Consider the following 20,630-nt stretch of genomic DNA (forward strand, 5'->3'; position numbering starts at 1 on the left):
CGACATATTAATATGGGATCTAATATTATTCCTTTAAAAGAATAGTAATCGATTTAGCAAGTTTTTAGGTGTGTCCCCTAACTGCTCTGGAACCTATAAAAACCTAATTCTCATAATAAATACTGAACCGTTTGAAAATATTTATATATATAAAATAAGCAACTTAGAGTGTATTATAATCTACAAAAATATAAACTCTCTCTATTATCAAAAAAGACACCCTCCAACGGAGAATGCCTTTCGAAATCTGTATAAAAAAGATTAACGTTTTGAGAATTGTGATGCTTTACGAGCTTTCTTAAGACCTGGTTTTTTACGTTCAACCATACGAGCGTCACGTGTAAGCAAGCCAGCACGTTTCAATGCTAAACGGAAATCAGGATCTACTTGCAACAATGCACGTGCGATACCGTGACGGATTGCACCTGATTGTCCAGCATATCCCCCACCATTTACGTTTACAAAAACATCATAAGAACCTTTAGTTTCTGTAACGCCGAATGGTTGGTTGATAACTTCACGCAAGTCTGCGTGTGGAATGTATTCTTCAACATCTTTTTTGTTAACAGTAATTTTACCAGTACCTGGTACTAAACGTACGCGGGCTACTGCATTTTTACGACGGCCAGTGCCGATATATTGAGCTTGTGCCAATGAAATTCCCTCCTAATTAGATTAAGTTTGTGATATCCAATACTTCTGGTTGTTGTGCAGCATGTGGGTGTTCAGCGCCAGCATAAACATGAAGTTTCATTCCTTGTTTACGGCCTAAAGTGTTTTTAGGAAGCATGCCTTTAACAGAAGTTTCGATCAAACGACGAGAATTTTTAGCACGTAATTCACCAGCAGAGATTGATTTCAATCCTCCTGGGTAATTTGAGTGACGGTAATAAATTTTATCGCTTGCTTTGTTACCTGTTAATTTAACTTGTTCTGCATTAATGACGATTACGAAATCGCCTGTATCCACATGAGGTGTGAATGTTGGTTTATTTTTACCACGTAGGATAGATGCTACGACTGCTGAAAGACGACCCATAGGTACATCTGTTGCATCTACTACGTACCATTTACGTTCTACTTCACCTGGTTTGGCCATATATGTTGTACGCACGATTTTTTTCCTCCAATTCAATTTCACGAATGTTTGACATACACTTGAGTTTCCGGGGCTCTTGTGGGGCAAACAATACCATATAACATAATACCCTCTCAAATGCCTAATGTCAACGTATTTCCACGTGTTTTCAAAAATTTTCTTTTTCCATTTTCTATCTGAATCTTTTCCTTCACTCCTCTTTGCGGGAACCACCCATCAAAATGAATACTATTCTGAATATCATGTATATTTAATCTTTTATTTCTAAATGAATTTCTATGAACTACCCACCATTCAATGCATAATTCATGTTTTTTACGATTATTTATGTATAAATATTTAATTTTATGCTTGATTTTCTATTTTTATTCTGTTAAGATAGCTTCAATCACTTGAATACAACCGAGAAAAGGAGTTCATAAATATGAAAGAAAAAGTAATTTTGGCTTATTCTGGAGGCTTAGATACCTCTGTGTCAATTAAATGGTTAACGGATCAAGGCTATGACGTGGTCGCATGCTGTTTGGATATTGGCGAAGGCCGTGATACAGAATCGATCAAGAACAAGGCTTTGTCCGTTGGTGCCGTTGAATCATATGCCATCGATGCCCGCGAAGAATTTGCGCAAGATTACGCGTTGATTGCCTTACAAGGCAATACTTTCTATGAAAACTCTTATCCGTTGGTCTCCGCGTTATCACGACCGTTGATCGCCAAGAAATTGGTAGAGTTGGCCTTGGCTACTGGCGCGACAACAGTTGCCCATGGTTGTACCGGCAAAGGCAATGACCAAGTGCGTTTTGAAGTAGCGATCTCAGCTTTGGCACCACATTTGAAAGTCATCGCTCCTGTACGGGAATGGAAATGGTCCCGTGAGGAAGAGATTGCTTACGCTGCTGAAAAAGGTGTGCCGATTCCGGCGGATTTAGACAATCCTTATTCGATTGACCAAAACCTTTGGGGTCGTGCCTGCGAATGTGGCGTCTTGGAAGATCCTTGGGCGACACCGCCTAAAGGCGCTTATGCCATCACACAAGAATTGGAAGACACACCTGATGTGCCAACGATCGTTGAGATCACCTTTGATCAAGGGGTACCAACAGCCATCGATGGTGAAACCTTGAATCTGGCTGAATTGATTTTGAAATTGAATCGGATGGCTGGCGAACATGGCATCGGGCGGATCGATCATATCGAAAACCGTTTGGTGGGGATCAAATCACGGGAAGTTTATGAGTGCCCTGGTGCGATCACCCTGATGACCGCCCACAAAGAACTGGAAGATTTGGTCTTTGTCCGCGAGTTGGCCCATTTCAAACCAATCATCGAACAACAATTGGCGCAAATCATCTATGATGGTTTATGGTTCAACCCTATCACGGATGCCTTGATTGCATTCTTGAAAAGTACCCAAGCTTACGTCAATGGTATTGTACGTTTGAGATTATTCAAAGGCAATGTGATCTGTGAAGGACGGAAATCTGAAAATAGTTTATATGATGAGAACTTAGCAACTTATACATCTGCGGATACCTTTGATCAACATGCAGCGATCGGCTTCATCAAATTATGGGGGCTGCCAAGCAAAGTGCATGCAGAGATCCAAGCCCAACAACAATTAACAGAAACATTGATTTAAAACCAAGACGGCTGAAAAGACACGCAGGTGCCGCTTCAGCCGTAATCTTTTTTTGAGGTGAGTGTGACAATGGCAAAATTATGGGGTGGCCGTTTTGATGGCAAAAATGAAGCGTGGATCGACGCATTTGGTGCCTCGATCTCCTTTGACCAAAAATTAGCAAAACAGGATATCATGGGCAGTTTGGCTCACGTAAAAATGTTGGCCCATACTGGGATCATCAGCCAAGCCGATAGTGAAACGATCATCGGCGGACTGACCACGATCCAAGAGAAATTGGCCGCTGGCGAATTGACCTTTACGGTAGAAAATGAAGATATCCATTTGAATATCGAAACCTTCTTACACGAATTGATTGGGCCAACCGCGGGCAAGCTGCATACTGCCCGCAGTCGAAATGACCAAGTGGCGACAGACATGCATCTATATCTAAAGGAAGTGGTGGCAGAAGTCATCACATTGATTGAAGATCTCCGTAAAGTGCTGGTGGATCAAGCGGAAGCCAACATTTATACCGTCATGCCTGGTTATACCCATTTACAGCACGCCCAACCGATTTCTTTTGCCCATCACTTGCTGGCTTATTATAGTATGTTGACCCGCGATCAAGTCCGTTTCAGCGAAAGTTTGGATCGGATCGACATCATGCCTTTAGGCAGTGCCGCATTAGCTGGGACGACTTTCCCTATTGATCGGACCTTTACGGCTGAAGCGCTAGGGTTTTCGCATATCTATAGCAATAGTCTGGATGCGGTCAGCGACCGTGACTTTATTGTCGAATTCTTGAGCAACGCCTCGATTTTGATGATGCATCTGTCTCGTTTTTGTGAAGAAATCATTCTTTGGTGCAGCCATGAATATCAATTTGTCACATTGACAGACACCTTTTCTACCGGCAGCTCGATCATGCCGCAAAAGAAAAACCCCGACATGGCGGAGTTGATCCGTGGAAAAACAGGACGTGTCTACGGGAACCTCTTTGGCCTGCTGACAGTGATGAAAGGTTTGCCTTTGGCGTACAACAAAGATTTCCAAGAAGACAAAGAAGGCATGTTTGACAGCGCTGAGACCATCACCAAGAGTCTACACATCATGACTGGGATGATCGCCACGATGACTGTCAATCAGGAACGGATGAAAGTATCGACGGAGAAAGATTTTTCCAATGCCACCGAACTGGCAGATTATCTTGCAACGAAGGGGATTCCTTTCCGACAAGCCCATGAGATCGTAGGGAAATTGGTCAGTGATTGCCTCAGCAAAGGCATTTATTTGCAAGATATTCCTCTGGAGGAATACCAAGCCATCAACGATGTAATCGAAGCCGATATTTATGACAAGCTTGATTCCTATGCAGCCGTCAAAAATCGCCATTCTTACGGAGGAACTGGATTTGATCAAGTGGCCCATCAAATCGAAGTGGCCAAAGAGGCATTGACCCATAAATAAAGAAAAACTGCGGAGATTTTTTCTCTCCGCAGTTTTTTTGATTAATGACGTACCCGAGATTTTGCTGGGTCAATCAATGGTGCTTCGCCTAAGTGTGCTTGGATCATCCAAATCCGTTTTTCGATGGCCGTTTTGAAGCCGATAAAGATATCTTGTGTTGGGTCATCGCCTTCTTCGCCACTGACTTCGATTCCTTTTTGGTATAAGTCAGCCAAATAGCGGTAGCCTTCCACCAATGTCGCCAAGCGTTCTGGAATCGTGCGATCCCAATTGCCGACTTCATCATGGATTTGCGTATTGTCAGCCATTTCTCGTAAAGTTGAATAAGGTGAACCATCTAATGTGATCAAACGTTCTGAGACCTCATCCAATTGATCATTTAAATCATCCATAAAATCATCCATCATCGGATGTAAAGTCAAAAATCCTGGTCCACGCATGTACCAATGTGTTTGGTGAACGATCATTGCCATTTGGCTTAAATCAGCAACGAGTTGGTTCAAAACTTCTTTTGTTTGTTCAAATTTCATAACGATTCCTCCCTTAATTTCTGTATTTTAAGCATAGTACGAAACTGTAAAAAAGTACAATGAAATCCTCTACTTGAGAAAATTTCTCAACATTTTTACGTATTTCTTTATGAGGTGATTGATATATGTCGTTTTTCTTTTTTCTATTTGGTTGTCTACTTGGAACAGTAGGGATACAAGTATTATCCCCTATCTTTCAACAGCAAGGACCATATGCAAATGATGATAGGTTTTGCACGAATCGTTATTTCCCAAAGTGGATATTCTGGCTGCTTTCGCTTTTTTATGGTTGGCTTTTTTGGTATGCATGGTGTCAATTTGAACAGATGGAGGCTGTACTCGCTTTTATATGGCTTACAAGCGCCTTTTTACTCAGTTTGGGCGATTCCATGACCTTGCATGTAGATCCATATCTTCTTTATCCTTCGCATATAATCATAGCAATCTGCCATTGGTGGATGGGGGAATCGATCCATTGGTTATCTTTACTGATCCTTCTTCCTTTGGTTTGTTTTGTTTGGCTGGGAAAGATGGGGGACGGCGACTTGCTGCTTTTGCTGGGATGGACGATTTGGTTACAGCCAATAGAAGTCATCTTTTTATTCTTGTTTGCAAGTGCCAGCGGTATCGGTTTCTTTTTCTATAAACAAAACATACGCAAAAAGGCGCTGACCTATCTCCCTTTCGTCCCCTTCTTAAGTCTAGGCTTACTGCTTGTCCGCTTCACAAAGTTATTTGATGGTTTTTCCTCCTTACAATGGCGGATCCATCAGTGATCTAACGCGCTGTCTCTTCACTCGGATACGTGTAAAAGCCCGAGACATCTGAGTGACGTCTCGGGCCTTTATGTTTCTTTCGTTTATCTATTTAGCTGTCACTTTTTCCAATTTTTCCGGTACCAGTATACAACGAGCACTGCAAAAATCATGATTGTCCCAACCACCGACAAGTTTTCTATGATTACTTCACCTGTTTTAGGTAATTTATTCTTTGGTTTTTTTGTTTTTTCTGTTGGTTTTTTTGATGGTTTCACTACATTCGTAAATAAAGCTTTCTCTGGTTTGACGATTTCGGCTGTAATGGTTCCCTCTAAATCTTCAACATGTACGACGATTTGATACACGGTCTGATCATAATCGATTGTCTGGTCACTGCCGCTTTGTTCTTGGATCGTGTACTGATACTCTCCAGCTTCTTCATAGGTGATCGCGTCAAAGTAGACTTGGCCGTCGGCCCCGTTACTTTGTGTTTGCAGGACTTCACCTTCTTCATCTAGCAGCTCAAAGGTAAATTCCCCATTTTGAAGGGTCCGACCTTCCAATACTTTCTCAGCGCTTAAAACAATACTGCCGGCTTTTGGCGTGTACGTATTCGTAAAGACTTGGTTTCCGTCATAAACCGCTTCGGCTTTCAATTGGCCGTCAACATCTCTGACGTGGACGACTACATTTAGTTTCTTCTGATCATAATCGATCGTCTGATCGCTGCCCGCTTTTTCTTGGATCGTGTAATGATACTCTCCAACTTCTTCATAAGCGATCGCATCAAAGTATACTTGGCCATCGGCCTCGTTGCTTTGTGTTTGTAGGATTTTACTGTCTGCATCTAGCAGCTCAAAGGTAAACTCACCATTTTGAAGGGGCCGGCCTTCCAATACTTTCTCAGCGCTTAAGACGACACTGCCGGCTTTTGGCGTATACATGTTTGTGAAGACTTGATTTCCGTCATACACCGCTTCGGCTTTCAGTTGGCCATCGACATCGCTGACATGGACGACTACATTTAGTTTCTTCTGATCATAATCGATCGTCTGATCGCTGCCCGCTTTTTCTTGGATCGTGTAATGATACTCTCCAGCTTCTTCATAAGCGATCGCATCAAAGTAGACTTGGCCATCGGCCTCGTTGCTTTGTGTTTGTAGGATTTTACTGTCTGCATCTAGCAGCTCAAAGGTAAACTCACCATTTTGAAGGGGCCGGCCTTCCAATACTTTCTCAGCGCTTAAGACGACACTGCCGGCTTTTGGCGTATAGATGTTTGTGAACACTTGATTGCCTTCATAAACTGCTTCGGCTTTCAGTTGGCCATCGACATCGCTGACGTGGACGACTACGTTCAGTTTCTTCTGATCATAATCGATCGTCTGATCGCTGCCGCTTTGTTCTTGGATCGTGTACTGATACTCTCCAGCTTCTTTATAAGTGATCGCGTCAAAGTAGACTTGGCCATCGGCCCCGTTGCTTTGTGTTTGCAGGACTTCACCGTCGGAATCTAGTAGTTCAAACCTAAACTCACCAGTTTGTAGCGCTCGGCCTTCCAATACTTTCTCAGCGTTTAAAACAATACTGCCTGCTTTTGGCGTGTACGTATTCGTAAAGACTTGATTGCCTTCATAAACCGCTTCGGCTTTCAATTGGCCGTCGACATCACTGACGTGAACGACTACATTCAATTTCTTCTGATCATAATCGATCGTCTGATCACTGCCGCTTTGTTCTTGGATCGTGTAATGATACTCTCCAGCTTCTTCATAGGTGATCGCGTCAAAGTAGACTTGGCCATCGGCCCCGTTGCTTTGTGTTTGCAGGACTTCACCGTCGGAATCTAGTAGTTCAAACCTAAACTCACCAGTTTGTAGCGCTCGGCCTTCCAATACTTTCTCAGCGTTTAAAACAATACTGCCTGCTTTTGGCGTGTACGTATTCGTAAAGACTTGATTTCCGTCATAAACCGCTTCGGCTTTCAGTTGGCCATCGACATCGCTGACGTGGACGACTACATTTAGTTTCTTCTGATCATAATCGATCGTCTGATCACTGCCGTTTTGTTCTTGGATCGTGTACTGATAATCCCCAGCTTCTTTGTAGGTGATCGCGTCAAAGGATACTTGACCGTCGGCCCCGTTGCTTTGTGTTTGCAGGACTTGACCGTCTGCATCCAACAATTCAAAGATAAATTCTTTCTCTCGCAGTGTCCGACCTTCCAAATTCTTTTGGATCGACAAAGCGAGTGATGTATCCTTGATTTCCCGTTTGTTTGCCAATGCAAACACGTAATCTACTTGGTCTTCCGAAATGGTAAATTCATATGGCGTATCATCTCTTTGATATCCTTGCGGTGCGGCTATTTCTTGAATCATATACTCGCCATACCTAAGGTTATCGATACGATCAAGTGCAACACCATTTTCAATGATTTGGTTATTTTTGACCACAATATTTGAAAAGATGACTTCGTACTTATCCTGGGCATTTTTGCGACTTAATTGGAAGACGGCTTCTTCCGCTATTCCCCGCTCTTTGTCGCCATCAATATCATATTTCTTGATTGCCAATGATCCGTTCGTCCCAGAAGAAGAACCACTGCCCTCCGTAGACTGGATCGTAATTTCTTTTGTGACAGAATGAATCTCAATTTCACTACCTGTCAAACTGACACTATTGGCTACTTTTTCTTTATTTTGGATGCCTGGATCCAATTGTGTTTGATAGACAATAAAGTACGGTGTGTCGATCATTTCTTCAAATGCAATCACTAACGACTGCGTCCCTGCTGCCATATCGGTTATGATTTTAGGGTTGTCATCTTGATGGAACTGGATTTTTTCACCTTTTTCCCACGTTCCATTATTCATGACAGCTTGATACACATCCACGATGACCTGCCCGTCTTCATTTCTTAAAAACGATTGCTGGTTGTAACGTACACTATCTGTCACAACGGCGTTATGAATTTTACGGCTATCCGTATTGATCATCACTTCCCAATCGATCAAACGTTTGTTGGTCTCATTTTGTGTCCCGTTTTTCATCAGCCAATTTGTTTTGGCTGATTTATCCGCTTGTCCCTCCGCTGTTAATGTAGTGTCTTGATCGGTTAGTGTGATCGTATTCTTGTAGGTGAATACATCTTCTGCTGCATCTACAGAAAGAAAGACAGCTAACGTTTCATCCGTTTCTCTCAATAAGGTGAAGGACACTTCTTGGCTTTCTGGATCATACGTGTAGATATAGTCTTTTTCAGGCACTAGTTTTTCTTTTAATTCCTTTAACTGTGTCCCCCAACCAGAAACACTAACCGTATACAGTGCCACTTCTCTTAGGGTTTGTCCAGTTTGTAGTTGATCGACGATCACGGCATTTTTCCCTATTGTTTGTTTATAGGTATTGAAAAGCGCCATCCAATAGACCTGATCACTAGACGCTGTTGTCTGATCAAAAATCGTCCCAATGTTTCGATTCAGTGCGGCTTTAAGGGTGGCCGCAACATCTGCGCCTTCTGGCAGGAAAACCCCATACTTCAACGCATTCTTCAACCAAGTCGTATCGAGCCACGTATTGGCTTCACGTGCTTCAGTCAAGGTACGTCCTGACTCATCTACATAATGAACAAATGCAGTGTTACTGAACCGATTGCTCGAGCTCCCTAATGCATTCTGCTGCTGCATATCAAAACTAGTACGAAAGTCGACAGTAATTTTTGCAGATGTCGTTTTGTAGGTATCTCCAATCAATTGGATTTTAAACCCAGTCTCTATTTCTTTTTCTGATCCATCAGTCAGTTTTTTGATTTCCGTTGTGGGTGTAATCGTGTAGTCTCTTCCAAGTGTCAGCGGCTCGTTGGCATCACTTGCACTGACTACCAGTGAATCAGTCAGCATCAACGCACTCACATTGGTCCCATTGATCAATTGATAGCGATCTTCGATCAACAGATCCGTCACTTTTTGCTTTTGGGTATTGGCTTCAATTTTCCATAACACGGTTTTCCCATCGTAATCTTTCGATACAGCGCTTTTGGTCACACCAATTTTTTCGTTTGGTTTCACTGTGCCGATGCCGTTCAAATAGGTATTCTCATTGTCCATGATTGCTACATGATTATAAATTTTGGTATCAGATAAAACCGAATCAAACAGTTGTGTGTCGTAATACAGTTTGTAATAGCCCGACTTGGCAAAAGTGATTCCAAAACGAACAATTTTACCGTTTTTGGTTTGTTCATAGTTTTCAATGAAAGACCATTCTTCAGCCGGGACAACTTTCCCCTCCTTGTCCTTGATCACTAAAGTTTCAGGAACAAAAAAGTGTACGGCCTTTTCTGGGTCCGATCCTGAATAGGTTTGATCCAATACATTGGCTTTCTCTTTCTCTAATGAGACAGAGACTTCCCATGATGCTCTTTTGGTTTCTGGATCATAACCAACAAAGCGTTTGTATTCAGCCTGTTCATCGTAGGCAACCGTTGCTTCTGCCCTTTGCTCAGTAAAATTGCTGCCATTGATGACTGCCGTGTTTTTAAATGATTGAATGGTTGGGTCTGTGACTGTCGTGTTGATTGCAATCTTCACGGCCCCTGAAAGCTTCTGATGGAATGTGAAGGTGTGATTGGCCGCGTTATACGTATATAATCCATCTGTTTTGATCCATGCTTCGGTGCTTTCATCATAAAGATAGCCTGTGGAAGAACTATAGGCTAATCCCTCTGGTAAATCATCTGTTACAACAACATCATGCAGTTCACCCCCAGATTGATTGAAGATCACTTCCCAAACAATGGCCCCATTGGCGTTGACATTCCCTGTTTTGGCGATATCAATTTCAAAAATCGGCAAGGTAATAGTAATTTCTTGTCCATCATTGTCGAAAATCCCAGTGTATATAACGACTTCATCTGATACAGTGGTGATCTGCAATTCTGTACGCAAATCAATCGTTCCTGTTCGTTTCGATAAACTTTCTGCTAAACCATTGAAGACAATCTTTAGTTCCCCCGTTTTGTTCAGCGAGAATGTTCCCAAGGATTGACCGCCGGACCGTTTCAGTTCTCCAGAAACTTCATTATGGATGGCAAAATAATCAGGGATTTGATAAGTGTAATAGTCCCCATCAAAAATATCTTCCGTTTCCTCAAGAAACCAATCAAAGTGAATTTTGACATTGCTATTGATCATCGGTGGATTTTCTTCGGTGAAAGGTTGATCGTTCAAATCAGTGACACGCATATTCGTAAACAGCGTGACACCACGTTCATTCAAGTTGGGGTTGTGGGCTTCTTTTGTAGAGGGGGCTTGATTTTGATTTGGCGCACGCGGCTGGATGCTTTTGTCATTATTTGCTTCATCTACCTGTTCCTCATCGCTTGAACTGGGTGTTTCCTTTGCTTCTGCTGTATCCACAGTGACTTGTGTCTCCTCTAAGGAAGATGCTACTGCTGTCTGCTGAGTACTGCTAACCGCGGTACTTTCTGTGCTGCTTTGTGTGTTTTGTGTGATTGCTGGTTCGCTGCTTTCCTCCATTTGCAGTGTTTCTGCCACTATGATCGCTGGCTGACAGAGTATCGAACTCATTAATGCGAACAAGCTTAAGTAATTGACGATTTTCCTTTTCATTTTTCTTTTCATTTAAATTCCTTCTTTTTTACATATTTTTTCTTCATTTCTTCTTTAAACCAATAGACAACGCATCATTGCTCAACCGTACACGTAGGAATTGACCTACGTACCTAAATCCTTATTTCCTCCTTCTCTTTATCCACACCAATAAACCGACCAACTTTCCTATGTACCACCTCTCAAAAATTATCTGATTCCCTTCTATTTTGCCAAAAATCAATCCTTTAATGTGCTCAAAAAAAAATGGGATGTTTATTTTTTGACTACATGCTAAAACATGTTACTATTTACACAAAGGAGTGTGAAAACATGCTGAGACAGTTATTATCCTCTACCTCTCAAAACATGCTGCAATTGATTGAGTATCTATTGAATAACAAAGAAACCTATCTGCTCGAATTAGCCCAAAATCTATCGATCTCCGTTTCTGCGCTCAAAAACTATATAGATGAGATCAATCATGAATTTGCATTTCTGGAAGTAACGATTGACAGCTATTCTTTGGTTCACCTTAGATGGTGTGATTTCGCTTCCCGCGTCGACGTATATAGTCATTTTTTGACCTATTCGCCCGCCTTTCAATTATTAGAGTTGTTGTTCTCCTCCAACTTTTCAAGTTATGATATGCTGGCTAGTGAATTGAATTTGAGTAAATCATCCATCATACGTTTGATCAAAAAAATCAATCAGGCATTGGAACCTTATGACTTCTACATCGCAAAAAAACCCATTCAGCTAACGGGGAATGAAGAAAATATTCGTCAGTTTTATCTCGTGTTTTTCCTCGAAAAATACCAGCATGAATTGATTACTGCCAACAAAAACCAAGAACAAGAATTTTTGAAAATTGCCCATATCATGGCCGAGGCAACCCCTTTGAAGACGTATTTTTCGGATGTTAGGAAAATCGCCTTCGTTCTTTATATCCACACAAAGCGCGACCGGTTCTGCCAAGCAGAAACAAGCTTGGATCACATAGAATATTTCCTTGAAAAAATCGATTTCAGTGATCTAACAGGCTACAATCAAAGTCAAATTGAAAAAATCATTGGGTATACTACTTCCCATATCGGTGAAGACCCACAAACATTCCGAGAAATAAAGAAAGAGTTCTTATTCCTTACCGAAAAAATCTTCGCGACATACAATTATCAAGAAGAAGGATTCGCAGATAAGCTGGATGCAGTGGTCTTTTCCTATTTACTATCGGTCAACATGCATGTACCTTATTGTATATTGGATGATCGTCTCTCTCGTTTCGTCAATAATTGTAGTTATGCAAAAAAGGAAATCAATAAAGGGATTCGTCAAATACTGCTACAATCGAAATTAGCGCTTGCGCGCCCGAGCACCTTAAATTACTTGCTCTATGTCTTTCATTGTTCTTTTCCTTATTTTACGAAGCATGTAATCGATAAACATGCCCATTACAAACTGGCATTGTTTTACGATACGACCATTGATCATACTGCCTATATCCAATCGAAAATCCAACAGTTCATACCCTATCAAATAGATATGACCGTATTGAATCCGCTAGATTCCTTCTCTCTGCCTTTAACGAATGACTCTTTTGACTTGATTATTGGAAACATTTCTCCTACATCGCAGAACATTCCGTTTAAATACACGGACATTATCATCAAACAAGCAGATATTGACTTTATCATCAAAGAAATCCAAAAGAAAGGAATCGCACGGCTGAACAACCATATCGCCAGTTCCTTACAAGAACATGCGCAATTCGCTTACGATGCCTATCAAGAGTTTCCGTGTTCAACTTAGGTTTCTTATGTAATAGAATATTGTCTTTACCCTCTAAAAAAACAGCCCCGCTTTTTCGGATAAGATATCCATAAAAAGCGGGGCTGTTTTTTTATCCATGAAGACAAATGCCTCGCCATGGTTTACGCCATGGCGAGGCATTTAGATTTTTTTACTTTTGATTGTTCATTGCATCTTCAGCAGCCATTTGTGCTTCAATGTCAGAAATGCTGTAGACATTTTCGCTTGCGACTGAGACTTCTTTTGGTTCCATTTCACGGTAACGTGCCATACCAGTACCAGCTGGGATGATTTTACCGATGATAACATTTTCTTTCAATCCTAGCAATGGATCTTTCTTGCCGCGGATCGCTGCATCGGTCAATACACGGGTGGTTTCTTGGAATGAAGCAGCAGATAAGAAGCTGTTTGTTTCCAAGGATGCTTTCGTGATACCTAGCAATACTGGACGGCTTGTTGCAGGAACGCCACCAGCAATCAATGTATTGTAGTTTTGGTCAGTAAAGTCTGCGATATCCAATAATGTACCTGGTAAGATACCTGAATCACCTGGATCCATGACACGGACTTTACGCAACATTTGACGAACCATTACTTCGATATGTTTGTCGCCGATTTCTACCCCTTGCATCCGGTATACACGTTGGACTTCACGCAATAGATAATTTTCAACTGACAGTACATCGCGGACTTGCAATAATTGTTTTGGATCGATGGATCCTTCAGTCAATGGTGCGCCACGGTGGATGAAGTCGCCTTCTGCCACTTTCATGCGGGCTGTATACGGTACTGTGTAAGTACGTGTATCAGTTTCACCTTTGATCGTCACTTCTTTGGTACGGGTTGAAGGATCTTCAGAGATGTCGATCACTTCACCTGTTACTTCAGTAATGACTGCTTGTCCTTTAGGATTGCGGGCTTCAAAGATTTCTTGGACCCGAGGCAAACCTTGTGTGATATCGTCTCCGGCTACACCACCGGTATGGAATGTACGCATGGTCAACTGAGTACCAGGTTCACCGATTGATTGGGCAGCGATGGTACCAACTGCTTCACCAACTTCAACTTGAGAACCAGTTGCCAAGTTGCGGCCATAACAATGTTTACATACACCATGTTTGGTGTTACATGTAAAGACGGAACGGATCGATACTGTTTCAATGCCAGCATCCACGATAGCACGTGCCAAATCTTCAGTGATCAATTCATTGACACCGACCATGACTGTGCCTGTTTCAGGATGGATGACAGATTTACGTGTATAACGTCCGACTAAGCGTTCTTCTAGTGATTCAATAATTTCATTGCCTTCACGAATCGCTTGGATATCTAAACCACGGTCCGTACCACAATCGTCTTCACGAATGATGACATCTTGGGCAACGTCAACCAAACGACGAGTCAAGTAACCAGAATCGGCTGTTTTCAAGGCGGTATCGGTCATCCCTTTACGGGCACCATGGGTAGAGATAAACATTTCTAAGACAGATAGACCTTCACGGAAGTTCGAAATGATCGGCAATTCCATGATACGGCCATTCGGTGCGGCCATCAATCCACGCATCCCAGCAAGCTGAGTAAAGTTGGAGATGTTACCACGGGCACCAGAATCTGACATCATGAAGATTGGGTTTTTGGCTTCCAATGATTCCATCAGTTTCAATTGGATTTCATCTTTGGCAGCATTCCAAACACCGATAACTCGTTCATACCGTTCGTCATCTGTGATCAAACCACGACGGAATTGTTTGGTGATTGTTTCGACTTGTTTGTGGGCATTGTCAATAATGTCATGTTTTTCGTGCAAGTTCATGATATCGGCGATCCCAACTGTGATACCGGCCATTGTAGAGTGGCTGTATCCCAAGTCTTTCATGCGGTCAAGCATGCGAGATGTTTCTGTGATACGGAAACGTTTGAAGACTTCAGAAATGATATTTCCTAAGTTTTTCTTCTTGAATGGCAAGACCAATGGTTGTTCTTTGATGAATGCCGGCACATCAGTACCTGCTTCAACAAAATACTTGTCTGGTGTTTGAACCGTCAAGTTGAAATCCGTTGGTTCGTTCAAGAATGGGAATTCAGGCGGCATGATCGAGTTGAAGATCACTTTACCGACAGTCGTTACCATCAAACGTTCTTTTTGTTCAGCTGTGAAAGGTTTGTCGCCTAATGTGTTTGGATTCACGGCGATACGTGAGTGTAAATGCACGTAGCCATTGCGCCAAGCTGTCACGGCTTCATCCATGTCACGGAAGATCATGCCTTCCCCTTCACGGCCTTCTTCTTCCATCGTCAAGTAGTAGTTCCCTAAGACCATATCTTGAGATGGGGTTACAACTGGTTTACCATCTTTTGGATTCAAAATGTTTTGTGCGGCAAGCATCAACATACGTGCTTCTGCTTGTGCTTCTTCGTTCAACGGTACGTGAACGGCCATTTGGTCTCCATCGAAATCGGCATTGTAAGCTTCACAAACCAGTGGGTGCAAACGAATCGCACGGCCTTCGACCAGTACAGGTTCAAATGCTTGGATCCCTAGTCTGTGCAACGTAGGTGCCCGGTTCAAAAGAACTGGATGTTCTCTGATAACGTCTTCTAAGACATCCCAGACTTCATCTTCTTGACGTTCGATTTTACGTTTGGCATTTTTGATGTTTGACGCGATTTCACGAGAAACCAATTCACGCATCACAAATGGTTTGAACAATTCGATCGCCATTTCTTTTGGCAATCCACATTGATACATTTTTAAGAATGGACCTACGACGATAACGGAACGACCAGAGTAGTCAACCCGTTTACCAAGTAAGTTTTGACGGAAACGTCCTTGTTTCCCTTTCAACATATGAGAAAGAGATTTCAATGGGCGGTTCCCTGGCCCTGCGACAGGACGACCACGGCGGCCGTTATCGATCAAGGCATCCACTGCTTCTTGGAGCATCCGTTTTTCATTTTGAACAATGATATTCGGTGCGTTCAAGTCTAACAAGCGTTTCAAACGGTTGTTACGGTTGATGACACGACGATAAAGATCGTTCAAGTCACTTGTGGCAAAACGGCCACCTTCTAATTGCACCATTGGGCGTAAATCAGGCGGGATGACTGGGATAACGTCCATTACCATCCAGCTTGGTTTGTTTCCTGAAGCACGGAATGCTTCTAAGATATCCAAACGGCGGATCGCACGGGTCCGTTTTTGACCAGTTGCGTTCTTCAAATCTTCTTTTAGTTCAGCAACTTCGCCTTCTAAATCCACACCATCTAACAATTGTTTGATGGCTTCAGCACCCATGGCTGCTGAAAATTCTTGACCGTATTGGTCGCGTTTTTCACGGTATTCCCGTTCAGTCAATAATTGTTTTTTCTCTAAGCTGGTATTGCCTGGTTCGATCACGACGTATGACGCAAAGTAGATGATTTCTTCTAATGCGCGGGGACTCATGTCTAAGACAAGACCCATCCGTGAAGGAATGCCTTTGAAGTACCAGATATGTGATACTGGTGCAGCCAATTCAATGTGGCCCATGCGTTCGCGACGCACTTTAGAACGGGTCACTTCAACGCCGCAACGGTCACAAACGATTCCTTTATAACGGATTCGTTTGTATTTTCCACAAGCACATTCCCAGTCTTTGGTAGGACCGAAAATACGCTCGTCAAACAACCCTTCGCGTTCAGGTTTTAACGTACGGTAATTAATGGTTTCTGGTTTTTTTACTTCACCATAAGACCAGCTTCTGATTTTTTCAGGAGAAGCCAAACCGATTTGCATACTTTCGAATTTATTTACATCGATCAAAAAAGGTTCCCTCCATTTCGTTTCATGGACATGTCCGATAGCAAAAGCCTTCTTTTTCCGCAGTTTGCGGAAAAAGAGCAGGCTTGGCTATTATTGCAAGCGATCTTCTGCTGTTTCGATTTGTTGGTTCAACGCATCGGCGGCATTTTTAGCTTCTGTTTGTGCTTTTTGCTCTAATTCACGAGCAGTTTGTTGTTCAGCAAATTTTGTTAAGGCATCAACGGTGATCAAATCATCATCGTCATCATCCATGTCACGTAATTCGATTTCTGCATCATCGATATCCAAGACACGCATGTCTAGACCTAATGATTGCAATTCTTTCACTAATACGCGGAATGATTCTGGTACGCCTGGTTTTGGAATTGGTTCACCTTTGACGATTGCTTCGTATGTTTTCACACGGCCAACAACGTCATCAGATTTGTATGTCAAGATTTCTTGCAAGGTATACGCAGCACCATATGCTTCCAGTGCCCATACTTCCATTTCTCCGAAACGTTGTCCACCAAATTGGGCTTTACCACCCAATGGTTGTTGTGTAACCAATGAGTATGGTCCAATTGAACGGGCATGCAATTTATCATCGACCATGTGAGCCAATTTGATCATGTACATCACACCGACAGAGATTCGGCCATCAAATGGTTCTCCGGTACGGCCATCGTAAAGGACTGTTTTGGCGTCGCTGGCCATTCCAGCTTCTGCCACAGTATCCCACACATCTTCATCGCTGGCACCATCAAAGACTGGTGTTGCCACATGGATACCTAGTTGGCGGGCAGCCATTCCTAAGTGTAATTCCAATACTTGTCCGATGTTCATCCGAGAAGGCACCCCTAATGGGTTCAACATGATATCGACTGGTGTACCGTCTGGCAAGAAAGGCATGTCTTCTTCAGGCATAATGCGTGAAACGACCCCTTTGTTACCGTGACGTCCGGCCATTTTATCTCCTTCATGGATTTTACGTTTTTGAACGATATATACGCGAACCAGCATGTTGACACCTGGTGACAATTCATCGCCAGCTTCACGGGTAAAGATTTTGACATCATGGACGATACCGCCGCCGCCGTGAGGCACACGTAATGAGGTATCGCGGACTTCGCGGGCTTTTTCACCAAAGATCGCATGCAATAAGCGTTCTTCAGCAGACAGTTCCGTCACGCCTTTTGGTGTGACTTTACCAACAAGCAAATCGCCATCTTTGACTTCAGCACCGATACGGATAATACCCATTTCGTCTAAGTCTTTCAACGCGTCTTCCCCTACGTTCGGGATTTCGCGGGTGATTTCTTCAGGTCCTAATTTGGTGTCGCGGGCTTCTGATTCATATTCTTCAATATGGACAGATGTATACACATCATCTTTGACCAAACGACGGCTCATGATGATGGCATCTTCATAGTTGTAACCTTCCCAAGTCATGAATGCGACTAAGACGTTTTGTCCTAAGGCCATTTCGCCATTTTCCATAGATGGACCATCCGCTAAGATATCGCCTTTTTCGACTTTTTCGCCAAGAGCAACCAATGGACGTTGGTTGTAGCTTGTCCCTGAGTTTGAACGGCGGAATTTAGTCACAGAATAAACATCTAGCGCACCGTTGTCGCGACGAACGCGTACTTCAGCAGCGTCGACATATTCAACAACACCATCTTGTTTACATAGCAATGCAGCACCTGAGTCATGGGCTGATTTGTATTCCATACCAGTACCGACCCAAGGCGCTTTAGGATTGATCAACGGTACAGCTTGCCGCTGCATGTTGGCACCCATCAAGGCACGGTTGGAGTCATCGTTTTCTAAGAAAGGAATACATGCAGTTGCGACAGCAACTACTTGTTTTGGTGAAACGTCCATGTAATCGACTTTATCAATGGTTACTTCTAAGTTTTCAGAAGTAGCACGCGCCATCACGACATCATTCACGAATGAACCATCTTCGTTCAACAAGCTGTTCGCTTGGGCTACAACGTAATGGTCTTCGGTATCGGCTGTTAAATAATCGATTTTGTCTGTCACGCGACCTGTTTCGCGATCGACACGACGGTAAGGTGTTTCAATAAAGCCATATTTGTTGACTTTCGCATAAGAGGCCAAGCTATTGATCAACCCGATGTTTGGTCCTTCAGGTGTTTCGATCGGACACATACGGCCATAGTGGGAATAATGCACGTCCCGAACTTCATAGCCGGCACGGTCACGGGTCAAACCACCAGGTCCTAAGGCTGATAGACGACGTTTATGGGTCAACTCACCCAGCGGGTTTGTTTGGTCCATGAACTGTGACAATTGAGAAGAACCAAAGAATTCTTTGATACTTGCTACAACTGGACGAATATTGATCAATTGTTGTGGTGTCAATGTTTCAGTATCTTGGATCGACATCCGTTCACGTACTACACGTTCCATCCGTGCCAAACCGATACGGAATTGATTTTGCAGCAATTCACCGACAGAGCGGATCCGACGATTTCCTAAGTGATCGATATCATCCACATTGCCGATTCCTTCCATCAAGTTGAAGAAATAACTCATGGATGCAATGATATCTGCTGGACGTACTGTCCGTGTCGTTGTATCTGGATAGCCATTGCCGATGACATTGACTTCTTGTTCAGGATCTTTTGGAGAAAAGACTTTGATGACTTGAACAGTCATTGGTTCAGTCACGACACCATCTTCAGAAGGATAGTATGTCACGCTGTTCAAACCGTTATCGATAAAGGTGCCTAATGTTTCCATCACTTGGTGTGTCAACACAGTGCCTTTTTCAACGATGATTTCGCCAGTTTCTGGGTCAACCAATGTTTCAGCTAATGTTAGATTCAATAAACGTGTTTTCAAATCTAATTTTTTGTTGACTTTGTAACGACCCACATTTGCTAAGTCGTAACGTTTTGGATCGAAGAAACGGGCATTCAGCAAGCTTCTTGAGCTGTCTGCTGTTTTAGGCTCGCCTGGACGCAGACGTTCGTAAACATCTTTCAATCCTTCTTCTGTCCGAGAGTCACTTGCGTTTTTGTGCAAGTCTTTTTCGATGGTGTTGCGCAATGAATCACTGTCACCGAAAATTTCGAAAATCGTGTCATCTGAACCGAACCCTAAAGCACGGACCAAGACAGTCAAAGGAATTTTGCGGGTACGGTCGATCCGTACGTAAGAAATGTCTTTGGCATCAGTTTCCATTTCTAACCATGCACCACGGTTAGGGATCACAGTTGAGCCAAATCCTTCTTTCCCATTTTTATCCACTTTGCCGTGGAAATAGACACCTGGAGAACGTACCAACTGAGAAACGATAACCCGTTCTGCCCCGTTGATAATGAATGTGCCTTGTTCTGTCATCAATGGGAAATCGCCAAAGAAGACTTCTTGTGATTTGATTTCGCCAGTTTCACGGTTTGTCAGACGCAACGTAACATGTAATGGTGCTGAATAATTCGCATCATGGGCACGGGCTTCTTCTACTGTGTACTTCGGTTCTTTCAATTCATAATCAACAAACTCAAGTGACAAGTTGCCATTGAATCCTTCGATCGGCAAAATATCTTCAAACATTTCTCTTAGGCCCTCATCAAGGAACCATTGGTAAGAGTCGGTTTGAATTTCAATCAAATTCGGTAATTCTAATACTTCACTGATCCGTGCGAAACTTCTACGTTCGCGGTGCTTTCCGTATTTTACTACGTGTCCAGCCAAGCTCTTCACCTCTTCATAAAGTCTTTCAAAAAGGCTATCCGATTATTTACAAAACTATTACAAATATTAAATATGTGTAACAGAAAGCATTTTTTGCGGCATTTAGGCAAAAAAAAACCAAAAATAGAACGGATGCATTGGGCATTTTCTACTTTTGTTTTGCTATTCCTACGCCGAAACGGACAATATTTCGTTTCTGCTTTTTTCGTTCAGATAGTTTTTGC

10 protein-coding genes are annotated in these 20,630 nt (G+C 42.7%); 4 read left to right on the forward strand and 6 right to left on the reverse strand.

The window, feature by feature from the left end:
- Window positions 1-261 precede the first annotated feature (261 nt).
- On the reverse strand, window positions 262-654 hold the full coding sequence (gene rpsI, locus IGI41_RS14250; RefSeq protein ID WP_003128901.1) for a 30S ribosomal protein S9: 393 nt from the start codon (window positions 652-654) through the stop codon (window positions 262-264).
- Between the two features lie 16 nt (window positions 655-670).
- Entirely contained in the window at window positions 671-1,117 is a 447-nt protein-coding gene (gene rplM / locus IGI41_RS14255; protein ID WP_430612872.1) for a 50S ribosomal protein L13, read from the reverse strand.
- Between the two features lie 406 nt (window positions 1,118-1,523).
- Between rplM and IGI41_RS14260 the strand changes: the two genes are divergently transcribed.
- The gene (locus tag IGI41_RS14260; protein WP_430610446.1) at window positions 1,524-2,738 is read left to right on the forward strand and encodes an argininosuccinate synthase; all 1,215 of its coding nucleotides are present in this window, start codon (window positions 1,524-1,526) and stop codon (window positions 2,736-2,738) included.
- Between the two features lie 69 nt (window positions 2,739-2,807).
- Window positions 2,808-4,187, forward strand: coding sequence for an argininosuccinate lyase (gene argH, locus IGI41_RS14265; RefSeq protein WP_430610447.1), 1,380 nt, complete (start codon window positions 2,808-2,810; stop codon window positions 4,185-4,187).
- 41 nt (window positions 4,188-4,228) lie between these two features.
- Here argH and IGI41_RS14270 read toward each other — a convergent pair whose 3' ends face one another.
- The gene (locus IGI41_RS14270; protein WP_430610448.1) at window positions 4,229-4,717 is read right to left on the reverse strand and encodes a Dps family protein; all 489 of its coding nucleotides are present in this window, start codon (window positions 4,715-4,717) and stop codon (window positions 4,229-4,231) included.
- A gap of 458 nt (window positions 4,718-5,175) precedes the next feature.
- Here IGI41_RS14270 and IGI41_RS14275 point away from each other — a divergent pair, with 458 nt between their 5' ends.
- Window positions 5,176-5,493 carry a hypothetical protein gene (locus IGI41_RS14275; RefSeq protein ID WP_430610449.1) on the forward strand — a complete coding sequence of 106 codons (318 nt, stop codon included), beginning with the start codon at window positions 5,176-5,178 and terminating at the stop codon, window positions 5,491-5,493.
- A gap of 98 nt (window positions 5,494-5,591) precedes the next feature.
- Here the strand turns inward: IGI41_RS14275 and IGI41_RS14280 are convergent, their stop codons facing one another.
- The gene (locus tag IGI41_RS14280; RefSeq protein WP_430610450.1) at window positions 5,592-11,120 is read right to left on the reverse strand and encodes a Spy0128 family protein; all 5,529 of its coding nucleotides are present in this window, start codon (window positions 11,118-11,120) and stop codon (window positions 5,592-5,594) included.
- A gap of 300 nt (window positions 11,121-11,420) precedes the next feature.
- Here IGI41_RS14280 and IGI41_RS14285 point away from each other — a divergent pair, with 300 nt between their 5' ends.
- On the forward strand, window positions 11,421-12,896 hold the full coding sequence (locus IGI41_RS14285) for a helix-turn-helix domain-containing protein (RefSeq protein ID WP_430610451.1): 1,476 nt from the start codon (window positions 11,421-11,423) through the stop codon (window positions 12,894-12,896).
- Between the two features lie 151 nt (window positions 12,897-13,047).
- On the opposite strand, the gene rpoC is transcribed toward IGI41_RS14285, so the two are convergent.
- Both rpoC and rpoB read right to left on the reverse strand, forming a co-directional pair.
- Window positions 13,048-16,698 carry a DNA-directed RNA polymerase subunit beta' gene (rpoC, locus tag IGI41_RS14290; RefSeq protein WP_430610452.1) on the reverse strand — a complete coding sequence of 1,217 codons (3,651 nt, stop codon included), beginning with the start codon at window positions 16,696-16,698 and terminating at the stop codon, window positions 13,048-13,050.
- A 90-nt stretch (window positions 16,699-16,788) separates the two neighbouring features.
- Window positions 16,789-20,406, reverse strand: coding sequence for a DNA-directed RNA polymerase subunit beta (rpoB, locus tag IGI41_RS14295; RefSeq protein ID WP_430610453.1), 3,618 nt, complete (start codon window positions 20,404-20,406; stop codon window positions 16,789-16,791).
- Between the last annotated feature and the right edge of the window lie 224 nt (window positions 20,407-20,630).

Origin of the sequence: Enterococcus sp. DIV0876 (assembly GCF_050529585.1) — a bacterium.
GTDB lineage: Bacteria > Bacillota > Bacilli > Lactobacillales > Enterococcaceae > Enterococcus_D.